This window comes from Leifsonia sp. McL0607 (genome assembly GCF_049993355.1).
Lineage (GTDB): Bacteria > Actinomycetota > Actinomycetes > Actinomycetales > Microbacteriaceae > Leifsonia.
In genome coordinates this window covers 2957015-2971123 of record NZ_CP188253.1, presented here as the reverse complement: position 1 = coordinate 2971123, position 14109 = coordinate 2957015, and the positions used below count along the sequence as shown (strand labels likewise).

Sequence of the window (14109 nt, the reverse complement as noted above, 5' to 3'; positions counted from 1 at the left end):
TTCTGTCAGGAGAAGATGACGAACAGCACGTAGGTGGCCGCCGCCGACGGCAGGATCGAGTCGAGCCTGTCGAGGAAACCGCCGTGCCCCGGGAGCCAGGAGCTCATGTCTTTGATCCCGAGATCGCGCTTGATCAGCGACTCGGCCAGATCGCCCGCCGTAGCTGTCAACAGCGCCACAAAGCCGAACACGATGCCGAACCACCACGATTCACCGATCATGAACAGGGACACCAGGACGCCGGCGACGACCGCGGCGACGGCCGCGCCCGCGAAGCCCTCCCAGGTCTTCTTCGGGCTGATCGTCGGCGCCATCGGATGGCGGCCCCAGGACAGCCCGCTCGCGTACGCACCCGTGTCGACGGCGACGACCACGATCAGGAAGGCGAGCACCCACCACTCGCCGCCATCCTCGGCGAGGAGGAGGATCGCGAACGACCCCAGGAGCGTCACATACATCTGCACGAGGACGCTCCAGGCGAGGTCACGCGTCAGTGCCACTCCCCCTGCACGTTTGCCGGGAAGCGCCGCCTCCTCCACGAGCCGCCACACGACGACCAGCAGGATGCCCGCCGCCAGGGCGACCAGCTGGCCGCCCGCGTGGAACAAGAACGTGGCGGGCACGATCGCCAGCGACGCGATCAGGGTCGGGATGCGCGGGACACGCCTCCCGGCGCCGCGAAACGCCTGGGTGAGCTCGAAGGCGGCGAACCCGATCATCGCCGCGCCGAACAGCAGGAACAGCTCCTTGATGAAGATCAGGCTGAGGATGAGGAGCGCGCCGGCCCCCAGGCCGATCAGAATCGCCAGGATGAGGTTGCGACCGGTCCGCGCGGCGATCCGCTCGTTCGTCGCGTCGAGCTGCGCCTTCCTGGCCAGCATCTGACGCTCGAAATCGGCGCGAGTCGCCTGCACCTGCGCACGCAGCTCTGCTCGTGCCGCAGACTTCCCCCGTCTGCCCGACTCCGGCGTGCGGGGCGCGCCGGGGCTGCTCCCCTCGCTCATTCAGACCTCGAGAAGCTCTGCTTCCTTGCGCTTCAGAGCCTCGTCGACGGCGTCGACGTGCGAACGGGTGAGAGTCTCGAGCTCCTTCTCGCCACGAGCCACTTCGTCATCCCCGATCTCGCCCTTGAGAGCGTCCAGCTCGTCCTTCGCCTTGCGGCGGATGTTGCGGATGGCCACCTTGGCGTCCTCGCCCTTGCCGCGGACGATCTTCACGAACTCCTTGCGGCGGTCCTCCGTGAGCTCGGGCAGCGTCACGCGCACGATCTCGCCGTCGTTGCCCACGTTCGCCGCGAGGTTCGGCATCGCGACGATCGCCTTCTCGATGTCCTTGAGGGCGGACTTGTCGTACGGCGTCACGAGCAGGACGCGCGCCTCCGGGTTCTGGAGGCCGGCGAGCTGCGCGAGCGGCGTCGGCGAGCCGTAGTAGTCGACGAGCACCTTCTGGAAGAGTGTGGGGTTCGCGCGCCCCGCGCTCACCGTGCCGAAGTCGTCCCTCGCCGCGTCCACGGTCTTGCTCATGCGCTGGCGGGCGTCGGAAATCACATCGGCGATCACGGTTTCTCCTTCAGATCGGTGAGTCGGTGTCTAGTCTAGGGCCAGGGCGCCTGACGGCCCGTGCACGGCCCGGGGCCGGCCGGGTCGGCTGAGGCCGTTCGAGCCCGGCTCAGCCGAGCAGCGTGCCGATCTCGGCGCCGAGCAGCGCGGCCGTCACGTTGCCAGCGGGCTCGATGCCGAAGATGCGCATCGGCATCCCGTTGTCCATGCAGAGGCTGAGCGCGGTGGAGTCCACGGCCTTGAGCCCCTGCTGCAGGGCGTCCTGGTGGCTGATCTGCTCGATCTTGCGCGCGTCCGGGTTGGTGCGCGGGTCGGAGTCGTACATGCCGTCGACGCCGTTCTTGGCGACCAGCACGACGTCGGCGCTGATCTCCAGCGCGCGCTGCGCGGCGACCGTGTCGGTCGAGAAGTACGGCAGTCCGGCGCCGGCACCGAAGATGACGACGCGGCCCTTCTCGAGGTGCCGCTCGGCGCGGCGCGGGATATAGGGCTCCGCGACCTGGGTCATCGCGATGGCGGACTGGACGCGCGTCTCGGCGCCGGCCTGCTCCAGGAAGTCCTGCAGGGCCAGCGAGTTCATGACGGTGCCCAGCATGCCCATGTAGTCGGCGCGCCCGCGGTCCATGCCGCGCTGCGAGAGCTCGGCGCCACGGAAGAAGTTGCCTCCGCCGACGACGATCGCGATCTCGACGTCCGTGGCGGCCTGAGCGATCTCCCGGGCGATGCTGCTGACGATGTCGGGGTTCACCCCGAGCTGCCCGCCTCCGAACGCCTCGCCGGAGAGTTTGAGGAGGACCCTGCGTCTCTGAGTGGATGCCGACATACGTGTATGAGTCCTTCCGTGTGTTTTGCTAACGCTAGTGCGTGCGTGCGGCGCGTGAACAGTTCGCGTGCGCACAGAAAAGGAGTCCGGATCGTGATTCACGATCCGGACTCCTTCATGCCTGTGTCAGGCGCCGACCTTGAAACGGGCGAAGCCCGAGACGGTCAGACCCGAGTCCTTCAGGACCTGGGCGATGGTCAGCTTGTTGTCGCGGGCGTACTCCTGCTCGAGCAGGGCGACCTGCTTGAAGTAGGCGCCGAGGCGGCCCTCGATGATCTTCGGGAGCGCGGCCTCCGGCTTGCCCTCGTTGCGCGAGATCTCCTCGACGATGCGACGCTCGTTCTCGACCTCGTCGGCCGGGACGTCCTCGCGGGCGAGGTAGGTCGGGTTGGCGAACGAGATGTGCTGCGCGATGCTACGGGCGGTCTCCGCGTCGGCGCCGGCGTAGCCGACGACCACGCCGACCTGCGGCGGCAGGTCTTTGGAGGTCTTGTGCAGGTAGACCGCGAAGCTCTCGCCGGAGACGACCGCGATGCGGCGAAGCTCCACCTTCTCGCCGAGGATCGCCGCCTCGTCGCCGATGAACGCGGCGACGGTCTGCGAACCAGCGGGGGCGGCCAGCGCCTCCTCGACGGTGGTGGCGCCGGCGGCGGCTGCTGCGTCGAGCACCTTGTCGGCCAGGGCGATGAACTTCTCGCCCTTGGCGACGAAGTCGGTCTCGCACGCGAGCTCGATCATCGTCGCGGTGCCGTTGCCGTTCTCCTTCGCGGCCACGAGGCCCTCGGAGGTGGAGCGGTCGGCGCGCTTGGCGTTGCCCTTCGCACCCTTCAGGCGCAGGATCTCGGTGGCCTTCTCGATGTCGCCACCGGCCTCCTCGAGGGCCTTCTTGGTGTCGACCATGCCGGTGCCGAGCTGCTCGCGCAGGGCCTTGATGTCAGCGATGCTGATGTTTGCCATGTTCTGACTGGAACCTTCTGACTCGAAGTTGTGAAGTTGGTTACTTGGCCTCGGCGTCGGCTTCGCCCTCGGCGACGACCTCGGCGGAGTCGGCCGTGGCCTCGGCGTCGGCATCGCCCTCGGCGGAGTCGGCCGTGGCCTCGGCGTCGGCATCGCCCTCGGCGGAGCCGGCCGTGGCCTCGGCGACGACCTCGGCGGAGTCCGCCTTGGCCTCGGCGAGGTCGGCGTCGGCCGCCTTCTCGTTCTCGGCGGAGGCCTGGACCTCGTCGCTGGACTGAGCGAGGAGCTCCTGCTCCCACTCAGCGAGCGGCTCGGTCGGCTCAGCGCCCTCCTCGGGCTTCTGGTGACGCTGGATGAGGCCCTCAGCCGCGGCGTCGGCGACGATACGGGTGAGGAGCGTGACCGAGCGGATGGCGTCGTCGTTGCCCGGGATCGGGTACTGCACCTCGTCCGGGTCGCAGTTCGTGTCGAGGATGGCGATGACCGGGATGCCCAGCTTCTTCGCCTCGTCGATCGCGAGGTGCTCCTTCTTGGTGTCGACGACCCAGATGGCGCTCGGGGTCTTCGACAGGTTGCGGATGCCGCCGAGCGACTTGTGCAGCTTGTCGAGCTCGCGCTTCTTGATCAGCAGCTCCTTCTTGGTGAAGCCGCTCGTGGTGCCCTCGAAGTCGAGCTCCTCGAGCTCCTTCATGCGCGCGAGGCGCTTGGAGACGGTCGAGAAGTTGGTCAGCAGACCGCCCAGCCAGCGCTGGTTCACGTAGGGCTGGCCCACGCGGGTCGCCTGCTCGGCGATCGCCTGCTGCGCCTGCTTCTTGGTGCCGACGAAGAGGATGGTGCCGCCGTGCGCGACGGTCTCGCGCACGAACTCGTAGGTCTTGTCGATGTACGCGAGCGACTGCTGCAGATCGATGATGTAGCTGCCGGAGCGCTCGGTGAGGATGAAGCGCTTCATCTTCGGGTTCCAGCGGCGGGTCTGGTGTCCGAAGTGGACGCCGCTGTCGAGCAGCTGGCGCATGGTGACGACGGCCATTGCCGTTCTCCTTGTCTTGCGCGCCCGGCCCTGAGGCGGGATCGCGACTCTCGGTTGTCCCGCGACGATCGGTCGATCGCCGCGCCTGGTGCCCTGCGCTTCTCCGCACCCAAGCACCCGCACAGCGAACCGTTGGGATGATCAGGAGACCGGTGGAGACGCGCCCGCCCTGCACAGAGGGCGTTGGGGGCACGCGTAGTCACTCCGGCGTGCGGAGCGCAGGGGCCATCCTATCAGGATCCCGGCCTCCCAGGATCGCGGCGCCACCACGCGCGGGCTCAGGCGCGTGGGACCGAGTCCCCCGACGACCTCACCTGCGGCCCGCGGCTGCGGCCGGCATTGGCGAACAGCGTCTCGGCGTGCTCAAGTGCCATCCCATTCGTCTCCGGCACTTTGAAGAAGACGAAGAAGAACGAAAGCGCCGCGAACAGCGCGTACATACCGTAGGTGAACGGCAGTGAGAAGTCCGACATCGGCGGGAACGACACCGTCACCAGGAAGTTCGCGATCCACTGGGCCGAGGCGGCGACGCCCAGCGCCGCACCGCGGATGCACGGCGGAAAGATCTCCCCCAGCAGCACCCACACCAGCGGCCCCCAGGAGGCGCCGAAGAAGATCACGAACAGGTTCGCGGCGACCAGGGCGATCGGACCCCACGGACTCGGCAGCGACACGACGCCTCCGGACGTGGAGGCGAAGCTGAATGACAGCGCCATCACGCCCAGCGACAGCGCCATGCCGACCGATCCGGTGAGGAGGATCGGGCGACGGCCGACGCGGTCCACCAGCAGGATGGCCACGATGGTCACGACCACGTTGGTCACAGAGGTGATGACAGTGATCAGCAGGGAGTTTCTCTCGGTGAAGCCGACCGCCTTCCAAAGGGTCTCGAGCAGTAGAAGATCACGTTGATGCCGACGAACTGCTGGAAGACCGACAGGATGATGCCGATCCAGACGATCGGTTTCAACCCGAACCGGTTGCCGCGCAAGGTCCCCTTCGCCGCGTCCTGGTCCTGCTCGATCGCCTGCTCGATATCGCGCACCTGACGGTCGACGTCCTCCTCGGGGACGAGCGTGGAGAAGATCGCCCGCGCTTCATCGTGATGGCCGGTGGACAGCAGGTAGCGCGGCGACTCGGGTAGGAGGAGCGCCAGGACGCCGTAGACGACGGACGGGATGGCGCCGACGAGGAACATCCACCGCCAGGCCTCGAGTCCGAGCCAGAGCTGGTTGACGGCGGCGCCCGCGGCGCCGACGAGGAGGGCGTCGGAAAGAAGCGCGACGAAGATACCGATCGTGATGGCGAGCTGCTGCAGCGACGCGAGTCCGCCGCGCCGCTGCTTCGGTGCGATCTCAGCGATGTACGCCGGCGCGACGACCGACGCGATGCCGATGCCGAGACCTCCGACGATGCGCCCAGAGGCCGAGGTCCCAGGCCGAGAAGGAAAGACCGGCCCCGATCGAACTCGCCAGGAACAGCACGGCGCCGATGAGCATCACCCGGATCCGGCCCCACCGGTCGGCGAGTCGGCCCGCGAAGTAGGCACCCACCGCGCAGCCGAGCAGGGCGATCGCGACGATGAACCCGGTCACAAACGCGTTGAGCGCGAAGTGGTGCTGGATCGAGTCGACAGCGCCGTTGATGACCGACGAGTCGAATCCGAACAGGAACCCGCCGACCGCTGCGGCGGTCGCGAGGCCGACGACCTTTCGTTTCATCGCCGCCGTGGGCTGGGGGACCCGGTCTCCCCCATCGAACGTGGTGCTGCGTTGACCAGACATGACATCCCGCTTCGGTTGTGGCGCGCGAGCGAAAAAGCCGCGGCGCTGCACACGTACGCCGCGTTCCACATGGGCAAAAGAGTCCTCCACAGCACCCGGCGGCGAGCATTTCTGCACCGATAGCTCGGCGGCGCACGTGCGGCCCTTCGTGGCCGAGCACAGTAGACAAGGAGGTTCGACGAACGGATGAACGGAGGCGACGAATGAGATTCGGACGGGCATTGGTCGGCAGCGCGGCCGCGGTGGCTGCGGTCGGTGGGGTGCTGTCGTCATCGGGGGCGAGCGCGGTGGTCGAGGCTCGGAGCGCGGCGACGACCGAAGTTCGGATCACCGCTGCGGTTGAGGATCGGAGCACGACGGTGGGCAAGGCACAGCGCTCGGGGCCTGGCGAGCGAAACGCAGCCGATGCGGCTCCGCGATGGCAGTGGCCGGTGGCTCCGCCCCGGATGGTCCAGGCGTATGCAGCCCCACCGTCACCCTATGCAGCAGGTCATCGGGGCATCGACCTCGCTAGCGCGGCGGGAACCATCGTGGCTGCACCGTCGGATGCGACGGTGCACTTCGTGGGCGTCGTCGTCGACCGGCCGGTCCTCACGCTCGATCACGGCTCCGGGGTCCTGTCATCGTACGAGCCGCTGGTCGCGGACGGGCTGCGTGCGGGCGACTCCGTGGCGCGCGGATCCCCGCTCGGCGTCGTCGGCACCAGGGCGCACTGCTCGAACGCGTGCCTGCACGTAGGGGTTCGGATCGACGGCACCTATGTCTCACCGCTGCTGTTCTTCGACCGTGTGCCGCGCTCAGTCCTGCTGCCGCTGCACGGGAGCCCGGCGGTCGCGATCAGGCGCGGGGATGAGCGATCCGGTAAGTCTCCTTGAGCCGTTCCGTGGAGACGTGCGTGTAGATCTGGGTGGTGCCGAGGCTGGCGTGCCCGAGGATCTCCTGAACCGCACGCAGGTCGGCTCCCCCGTCGAGAAGGTGGGTCGCGGTGGTGTGACGCAGCGTGTGTGGTCCGGCGGGACCGCCGCCGGGCAGGTCAGCGAGAAGCGACGCCACCAGCTGATAGACGGCTCGCGTGCCCAGACGGCCGCCGCGTGCGCCGAGCAGCAACGCAGGACCTGAGCGCTCGGTGGCGAGGATGGGCCGAGCCGTCGTGAGGTAGTGCTTTACGGCGCGAAGCGCGGGAACTCCGAACGGCACCACCCGTTCCTTGCTCCCCTTTCCGATGACGCGCAGCGTGAGGCGCTCGAGATCGACGTCATCGACGTCGAGCCCGGTGAGCTCGCTCACCCGGATCCCCGCCGCGTAGAGCAGCTCGATGACGACCGCATCGCGTATGGCCGACGGCTCGCCGTCTTCCGCGCGTTCGCCGAGCGTCGAGAGGAGGCCGTCGATCTGCTCGCGTGTGATGACACGGGGCAAGTGCTTGTCCGCTTTCGGTGCCCGCAGGCGCGCGGCGGCATCCCGCACGGCGGCATCCCGCAGGGCTGCATCCCGCACGGCGGCATCCGGCGCCGCGGAATCCGGCGCTGCGTTGGGCGGTTGCGCACGATCCGGATCGGCTGGTGCCCCGGCCCCGCTACCCCCGCTGGTGTGCTGACCGGCGCCGACGGCGGGGCCGGCGCCCATGTCGTAGCCGGCGCCGACGGCGGGGCCGGCGCCCATGTCGTAGCCGGCGCTATCGCGCGCGGTCCACGCGCTGAAACCACGCGCCGCAGCGGATCGACGGGCGAGCGTCGCTTTGGCCAGGTGTCTCTGGGCGCCCTCCCAGAGCCAGTCCCGGTAGAGGTCGAGCGTCAGCTGTTCGGTCGTCGTCACTTCTCGCCCGTGGGCGAACTTCGTGAACTGCGCGAGGTCGGACCGGTACGCACGGACTGTCTGCGGCGAGTACCTACGCTCGATCGCGAGATGGCGCAGGTAGCCATCGACCGCGAACTGGAGCTCCACTCCCCCAGCTTCCGCCATCGGCGGCAGCGCCGATGGCGCGGCGCACCGAACCAGGGCGGATTGCGGCAACCGATCTCTGCCGGCAGCCCCGGCCGCGGCCGCGCCGCTCTCGACGATGGGTGGGGGCATCGTTCCATGATCGGCGACGCAGCCGTTGACGTGGGCGTCGATGGAAGAGCAAGAGCTGCTCCCACCGGCCTGAACCAGAATCGACACGCCCGCGACTGCCAACGCGTGATGCTGAACAGCAGGAACGTCACCCAGACGGCCGGCAAAGGCCACGTCTCAGCGGCACAGTTCGTGACCGCCACTCACGACTGAAGCCGCGAACCCCAACCCGTCGACGTCGATCATCGCCCACCGAAATCGATCATGCGCGTCGCCACCCGTCGTGCGCTTCCTCGACGGCGGAGAGCGCACTCAGGCGCCCGAGCGCCGCTATCACGGCATCGGCGCCGAGGCTGGTCCGCTCGGCGAGGTCCGGGACTCTCCTGCCGCGCGAGGCCGAGAGCTCCGCACGGACCCGTTCGTCCGGTGCACCCTCCGGGGCACGCGCGCGGCTGTCGTCACTGAGCCGCGAATTCGCGGAGGAACCGAGCAGGCGCGGGTCGCGCATCGCGCCGAACGGGTCGGCGAGCTCGGCCATCTCGTCCGGAGTCGTCACGCAGGTCGCCGCGTACTCACGGATCAACCGATGGCAGCCCTCCGAGGCCTTGGACGTGATCGGACCCGGCACGGCGCCCAGAGGGCGCCCCAGCTGGGCGGCGTGACCCGCCGTGTTCAGCGATCCGGACCGCGCGCCCGCCTCGACGACGATCGTCGCGCTGCTCGCCGCCGCGATCAGTCGGTTGCGCATCAAGAAGCGCCAGCGTGTCGGGGTCGAGCCCGGCGGCAGTTCGGCAAGGAGCAGACCATCCCGCGCGACGCGCTTGAGCAGCAGGTCGTTGCCCGCCGGATAGAGACGATCGACGCCGCCGGCGAGGAACGCGGCGGTCACCTGGTCGCTCGACAGCGCCGCGCGATGCGCCGCGGCGTCGACCCCGTAAGCGCCGCCCGAGACGATCGCGAAGCCGCGATCGCTGAGCCCGGCCGCGCTCTCGAGCGCCACGTGCTCGCCGTAGCCGCTGGCGGCCCGCGCACCGACCAGCGCGACCGAGCGTGAGAGGAGCGGCAGTCGACGCGGGTCGCCACGAATCCACAGTGCCAGCGGCGCTCCGTGATCCAGGTCGTCCACCGTCTCGGGCCAGAGCGAGTGCTCCGGCGTCACAAGACGCGCACCGACGTGCGCGGCACGTTCGAGAGGGGCCCAGACCGGTCCGCGCGGGAGCCGCCCCCGCCACCGCGCCAGAGCATCCCGCAGGCGGCCGACCGTGGGGATAGTCGGCGCCTCCGATGCCTCGAGTGCACTCAGGACACGCTCGGGCGTCGCCTCGCCCGTAACCGCGTTCAGCACGCTCGGAGCACCGAGCGCCGCGACGAGCGACACAGCGTCGGTGTCTCCGGGTTCGGAGGCGGCGGACAGCGCAACGCGCGCGACAGCCGCTATGGCCGACCTTTCGTCCGGGTACGGCTCACCCGGCGACACTGCCCCGACGAGCGAAGCGAGTTCGCGGGCGGCGAGCCCCGGGATCCGGTCCCGCGCTTTCATCACGCCCCTGCCCCGCGTCGCAGGTACAGTGCACGGCCGATGTGGTCGGCTGTCGGGCTGGGGGCGCCGTCGAGGTCGGCGAGCGTCCACGCGACGCGGAGGGTGCGGTCGTAGCCGCGCATGGTGACACCACCGCGCTCCAAGGCTCGGTCGAGAGCGGCGCGCGCGGCAGGCGCCACCCGGCGCTGCGCGGAACGCAGCCAGGGCCCGGCCACTTCTGCGTTGGTGCTCCAGCCGGTGCCGGCGAGGCGTTCGCGTGCGCCCGCCCGTGCCTGCTCGACGCGCGAGCGAAGTTCCGCGCTCGTGCGGCACTGCGTGCCGCCGTCCGTCGCCGTGCGCAGCGCCCCGAGGCCGAGGCGGCGCACGGTGAGCCGAAGGTCGATGCGGTCGAGCAGCGGGCCGGACAGTCGGGCGGCGTAGCGACGGCGCGCGATGGGTGTGCAACTGCACTCCTCGTCAGCGGAGCCGTAGCGCCCGCACGGACAGGGATTCGAGGCGAGCACCAGTTGGAAGCGCGCGGGAAAGGCCGCCGTGCCGTTCGCCCGGTGGATCGTGATGCCTCCCGACTCCAGCGGCTGCCGGAGTGCGTCCAGCACGCTGGCCGGGAACTCGGCGGCTTCGTCGAGGAACAGGACGCCGTTCGTGGCGCGGACGATCGCCCCGGGAACGAGCCGCGTGCCTCCGCCGCCGACCAGGGCGACGGCCGACGCTGTGTGGTGCGGAGCCTCGAACGGAGGCCGATGCACCAGAGCGCCGCCCACTCCCCTGCCCGCGAGCGAGCGGATCGAGGTCGACTCGAGAGCTTGCTCGACGGTCAGATCGGGCAGGAGCGACGGCAGCCGGCGCGCGAGCATGGTCTTGCCCGCCCCGGGCGGCCCTACCATCGACACGTTGTGGCCTCCGGCCGCAGCAACGACGAAAGCGTCGACTGCTTCGTCGTTGCCCGACACGTCGCTCATGTCGGGCTCGGGCGCTGAGACGGGGACGTCGTCTGTCAGCAGAACCGGTTCGTCGTCCACCGGTTCGAGCTCGGCGCCGTGGAGGATCGCCGCGGCGCGGAGTCCCCCGACGGGCACCACGTCGATGCCCTCGACAAGCCTGGCCTCGTCGGCGTTGGCGGTCGGAACCAGCACCCGCCGGAAGCCGGCGTCGCGCGCTGCGAGCACCGATGGCAGGATGCCGGGAATCGGGCGCAGCCGTCCATCGAGTCCCAGCTCTCCGAGATGCACGGCTCCGGCCGCGGCCTCCGCGGGGATCTCCCCCGATGCCGCCAGCGCGGCGACGGCGATAGCCAGATCGAACCCCGACCCCTGCTTGCGCAAGGAGGCGGGTGACAAGTTGATGGTGAGCTTGCGCTGGGTGAGAGCGCAGCCCGCGTTCGTCGCTGCCGAAGAGACGCGCTTGCGCGACTCGCCGAGAGCGGCATCCGGCAGACCGATCAGCACGAACGCGGGCAGGCCGGCCGAGATGTCGGCCTCGACCTCGACGATGTCGCCGCGCACGCCGGTCAGGGCGACGGCGAAGGTGTGCGCGACCGCCATCAGGCCACCCCGGCCAGGTGCTCGATCGACGGCTCCGCGCCGCGGGCGTCGAGCACGGCGATCGCGTCGATCCGCGTCTCACCCGGCACCGGGCCGTGCGCTCGGCACCACTCGGCGGCGAGCCGTCGCAGCCGCGCCGCCTTGGTGGCGGTGATCGCCTCGAACGGATGCCCGTACGCAGTCGAACTGCGCGTCTTCACCTCGACGAAGACGGTCGTCCGTCCTTGCCGAACGATCAGGTCGAGTTCTCCCGCCGCGCAGCGCCAGTTGCGTTGCAGCACCGCGTAGCCGCGCTCTTTCAGCCAGCGTGCCGCCAGCGCCTCCCCATCACGACCCAGTCGGTCCTTCTCTGCCATGTGTCCTCCCACGACCAGACTGGCCGGGGAAGATCGGGCGCAAAGCGGTGACCAGGAATCTGTGGAGAAGTCGACGACTCAGGGCATTGTGGAGGACACGAGCGCGGAACTCATGCGTCGAGACGACCGCTCACTCGTCGAGCGCGAGCTCCTTCGGGAGCTCGAACTCCTTGCTCGAGAGCTCCTCGATGTTGACGTCCTTGAACGTCAGCACTCGAACCGACTTGACGAACCGGTCTGCACGGTAGACGTCCCACACCCAGACATCGTTCATCGTGAGCTCGAAATAGAAGTCGTGCTCCGTGTCGCGGCGCACGAACTCCACCTCGTTCGCGAGGTAGAAGCGGCGCTCGGTCTCGATCACGTATTTGAACTGCGAGACGACGTCCCGGTATTCGCGATACAAAGCCAGCTCGACCTCGCGGTCGTAGTCGTCGAACTCGTCCTCATCCATCGTTCGTCAAGTCTAAGCCGCCCGCGACCCTAAATCGGCATGTCGAGTGTCGCGAGGTCTTTCAGCCAGGTCAGGCGGTGCAGGGCGCTGGGGCCGAGTTCGGCGATCGCGGCGAAGTGCTCCGGCGTCGAGTAGCCTTTGTTGCTCACCCATCCGTAGCCCGGGTACTGCACGTCGTGCTGGATCATCAGCCGGTCGCGATGCACCTTCGCGATGACGGAGGCGGCGGCGACCGATGCGCAGTCGCGGTCGGCCTTGATCCGCGTGACCACGCGGGCCGGGCGCATCAGCGCCGGGTTCAGGTAGTCATAGTTGCCGTCCAGGATGAGGGTGCTCTCGCGCACCTCGGCGCCCTGCTCCTCCAGACTCGCCAGGGCGCGGGCGCCGGCGAGGCCCAGGCAGCGCATGATGCCGAGAGAGTCGACCTCCGCAGCAGATGCCAAGCCCACAGCGTGGAAGAGCGACCACCGCCGGCAGGCGGGCTCGAGGGCCTCGCGCACCGGCTCCGGGAGCAGCTTGGAGTCGCGAAGTCCGGGCGGGATGCGCTTGACAGCCGTGTCGATGACAACCATTCCGACGGCGACCGGTCCGGCGAGGGCGCCGCGCCCCACCTCATCGACCGCGACGATCGACGTGACGCCATCGCGGTAGAGCGCCTTCTCGAAGCGCAGCGACGGGCTGACCGGGGTCATCATTGCTGGTTCTCCTCCACTCCGCGGAAGGCTTCAGGATAGTCGTCCAGCCAGGTCCATCTGCTGACCGGCCAGCTGATCACCACAGCTCGGCCAACGACGTGGTCGAGCGGCACGAAACCGTGGCCGGGCAGCGCCTGATTGCGGGAGGAGTCCTGCGAGTTGTACCGATTGTCGCCCATCACCCAGAGACGACCCTTCGGCACCGTGACGTCGAACGCGAGCGTTGCCGCGTTCGTCTGGCCGGGCGGGATCTGGATGTACGGCTCGACCAGCGGGGCGCCGTCTACCGTGATGCGTCCGGCCGTGTCGCAGCACACGACGTGGTCGCCTGGCAACCCGATGATCCGTTTGACCAGATGGTCGTCGCTGTCGGAGGCCGACAGCCCGACGAACGTGAGGGCGGTGTCCGCCGCCTGGGCCAGCGGGTTGCGGACGGCCGGCGGCGAAGGAGTCAGCCAGCCTCCCGGATCGCGGAAGACCACGACGTCGCCGCGGCTGAGGCCGAAGACCGACGGCTGGAGCTCGTTGACGAGGATCTTGTCATTGATCTGGAGGGTGTTCTCCATCGATCCCGATGGGATGTAGAACGAACGCACGACGAAGGTCTTGATCAGGAAGGCGACCAGCAAGGCGATCACGACGACGACGAGCACGTCGCGGAGGAACAGCAGGAGGCTCCGGCGACTGCGCTCCCGCCCGGCCGATCGGCTCGGTAGCGTCTCATCCGTCATTCGCTCGCTTTACGTCTCGTTCCCGGCCGCTCAAACGACTGAGCTCCCGGTCCAGTGTAGGACCGGGAACTCAGTGGAAGACGTGCGCGAAAACGCTCAGTTCTCGCGCTTCTCCTTGATCTTCGCCTTCTTGCCGCGCAGCTCGCGGAGGTAGTACAGCTTGGCGCGGCGGACGTCACCGCGGGTGACGACCTCGATGCGGTCGATGACCGGGGAGTGCACCGGGAAGGTACGCTCGACGCCGACCTGGAAGCTGACCTTGCGGACCGTGAAGGTCTCACGGACGCCCTCGCCCGAGCGGCGGATCACGACGCCCTGGAAGACCTGGATACGAGAGCGGCTGCCCTCGATGATGTTGACGTGCACCTTGACGGTGTCGCCGGCGCGGAACGCGGGGATGTCCTGCTTGAGGGAAGCGGCGTCCACCTGATCGAGGATGTGCATTGCTGTTCGCTCTCTGTACCCGCCGGCAGGTCGGGGACGGACTCGGGGCCGTGCGCTGCATGACAGACGGAGCGGCCAGGATTCGATTGGGGTGTGCGCTCGAGATGCTGGCTCCCCTGCGGCAGAGCCGGGCGGCGGCACGA

14 protein-coding genes and 1 pseudogene are annotated in these 14109 nt (G+C 69.0%); 1 reads left to right on the top strand and 14 read right to left on the bottom strand.

Annotation, left to right across the window (positions count from 1 at the left end):
- Positions 1-5: 5 nt before the first annotated feature.
- The 6 genes and pseudogenes from ACPPVW_RS14375 to ACPPVW_RS14350 form a co-directional block, all read right to left on the bottom strand.
- Positions 6-1004, bottom strand: coding sequence for a phosphatidate cytidylyltransferase (locus tag ACPPVW_RS14375; protein ID WP_426623778.1), 999 nt, complete (start codon positions 1002-1004; stop codon positions 6-8).
- Entirely contained in the window at positions 1005-1559 is a 555-nt protein-coding gene (gene frr / locus ACPPVW_RS14370) for a ribosome recycling factor (RefSeq protein ID WP_426623777.1), read from the bottom strand. It abuts the gene before it with no gap.
- A 109-nt stretch (positions 1560-1668) separates the two neighbouring features.
- Positions 1669-2382 (bottom strand): UMP kinase, encoded by a 714-nt coding sequence (gene pyrH, locus ACPPVW_RS14365; RefSeq protein WP_426623776.1) that lies wholly within the window; start codon positions 2380-2382, stop codon positions 1669-1671.
- A gap of 126 nt (positions 2383-2508) precedes the next feature.
- Entirely contained in the window at positions 2509-3339 is an 831-nt protein-coding gene (gene tsf, locus ACPPVW_RS14360) for a translation elongation factor Ts (protein ID WP_426623775.1), read from the bottom strand.
- Between the two features lie 40 nt (positions 3340-3379).
- A complete protein-coding gene (gene rpsB, locus ACPPVW_RS14355; RefSeq protein WP_426623774.1) occupies positions 3380-4369 on the bottom strand; it encodes a 30S ribosomal protein S2 in 990 nt (329 codons plus the stop codon).
- A 278-nt stretch (positions 4370-4647) separates the two neighbouring features.
- Positions 4648-6090: pseudogene (locus ACPPVW_RS14350) on the bottom strand (sugar porter family MFS transporter).
- 266 nt (positions 6091-6356) lie between these two features.
- Between ACPPVW_RS14350 and ACPPVW_RS14345 the strand changes: the two are divergent.
- On the top strand, positions 6357-7028 hold the full coding sequence (locus ACPPVW_RS14345; RefSeq protein WP_426623773.1) for a M23 family metallopeptidase: 672 nt from the start codon (positions 6357-6359) through the stop codon (positions 7026-7028).
- Here the strand turns inward: ACPPVW_RS14345 and ACPPVW_RS14340 are convergent.
- The 8 genes from ACPPVW_RS14340 to rplS all read right to left on the bottom strand — a co-directional run bounded on the left by ACPPVW_RS14340 (position 6991) and on the right by rplS (position 13966).
- Complete coding sequence (locus ACPPVW_RS14340; protein WP_426626309.1) at positions 6991-8097, bottom strand: tyrosine recombinase XerC; 1107 nt, start codon at positions 8095-8097, stop codon at positions 6991-6993. The genes ACPPVW_RS14345 and ACPPVW_RS14340 overlap by 38 nt on opposite strands.
- Before the next feature lie 370 nt (positions 8098-8467).
- On the bottom strand, positions 8468-9745 hold the full coding sequence (dprA, locus tag ACPPVW_RS14335) for a DNA-processing protein DprA (RefSeq protein ID WP_426623772.1): 1278 nt from the start codon (positions 9743-9745) through the stop codon (positions 8468-8470).
- Positions 9745-11286, bottom strand: a complete 1542-nt coding sequence (locus ACPPVW_RS14330) for a YifB family Mg chelatase-like AAA ATPase (protein WP_426623771.1) — start codon at positions 11284-11286, stop codon at positions 9745-9747. The genes dprA and ACPPVW_RS14330 overlap by 1 nt, the downstream gene beginning before the upstream one ends.
- A complete protein-coding gene (locus ACPPVW_RS14325) occupies positions 11286-11642 on the bottom strand; it encodes a YraN family protein (protein ID WP_426623770.1) in 357 nt (118 codons plus the stop codon). Before ACPPVW_RS14325 ends, ACPPVW_RS14330 begins: the two co-directional genes overlap by 1 nt.
- Before the next feature lie 130 nt (positions 11643-11772).
- Positions 11773-12096, bottom strand: a complete 324-nt coding sequence (locus ACPPVW_RS14320; RefSeq protein ID WP_018190696.1) for a DUF2469 family protein — start codon at positions 12094-12096, stop codon at positions 11773-11775.
- Positions 12097-12125: 29 nt separating this feature from the next.
- Positions 12126-12788, bottom strand: a complete 663-nt coding sequence (locus ACPPVW_RS14315; RefSeq protein ID WP_426626308.1) for a ribonuclease HII — start codon at positions 12786-12788, stop codon at positions 12126-12128.
- The gene (gene lepB / locus ACPPVW_RS14310) at positions 12788-13522 is read right to left on the bottom strand and encodes a signal peptidase I (RefSeq protein ID WP_426623769.1); all 735 of its coding nucleotides are present in this window, start codon (positions 13520-13522) and stop codon (positions 12788-12790) included. The genes ACPPVW_RS14315 and lepB overlap by 1 nt, the downstream gene beginning before the upstream one ends.
- Before the next feature lie 96 nt (positions 13523-13618).
- Positions 13619-13966 carry a 50S ribosomal protein L19 gene (rplS, locus tag ACPPVW_RS14305; RefSeq protein WP_426623768.1) on the bottom strand — a complete coding sequence of 116 codons (348 nt, stop codon included), beginning with the start codon at positions 13964-13966 and terminating at the stop codon, positions 13619-13621.
- Between the last annotated feature and the right edge of the window lie 143 nt (positions 13967-14109).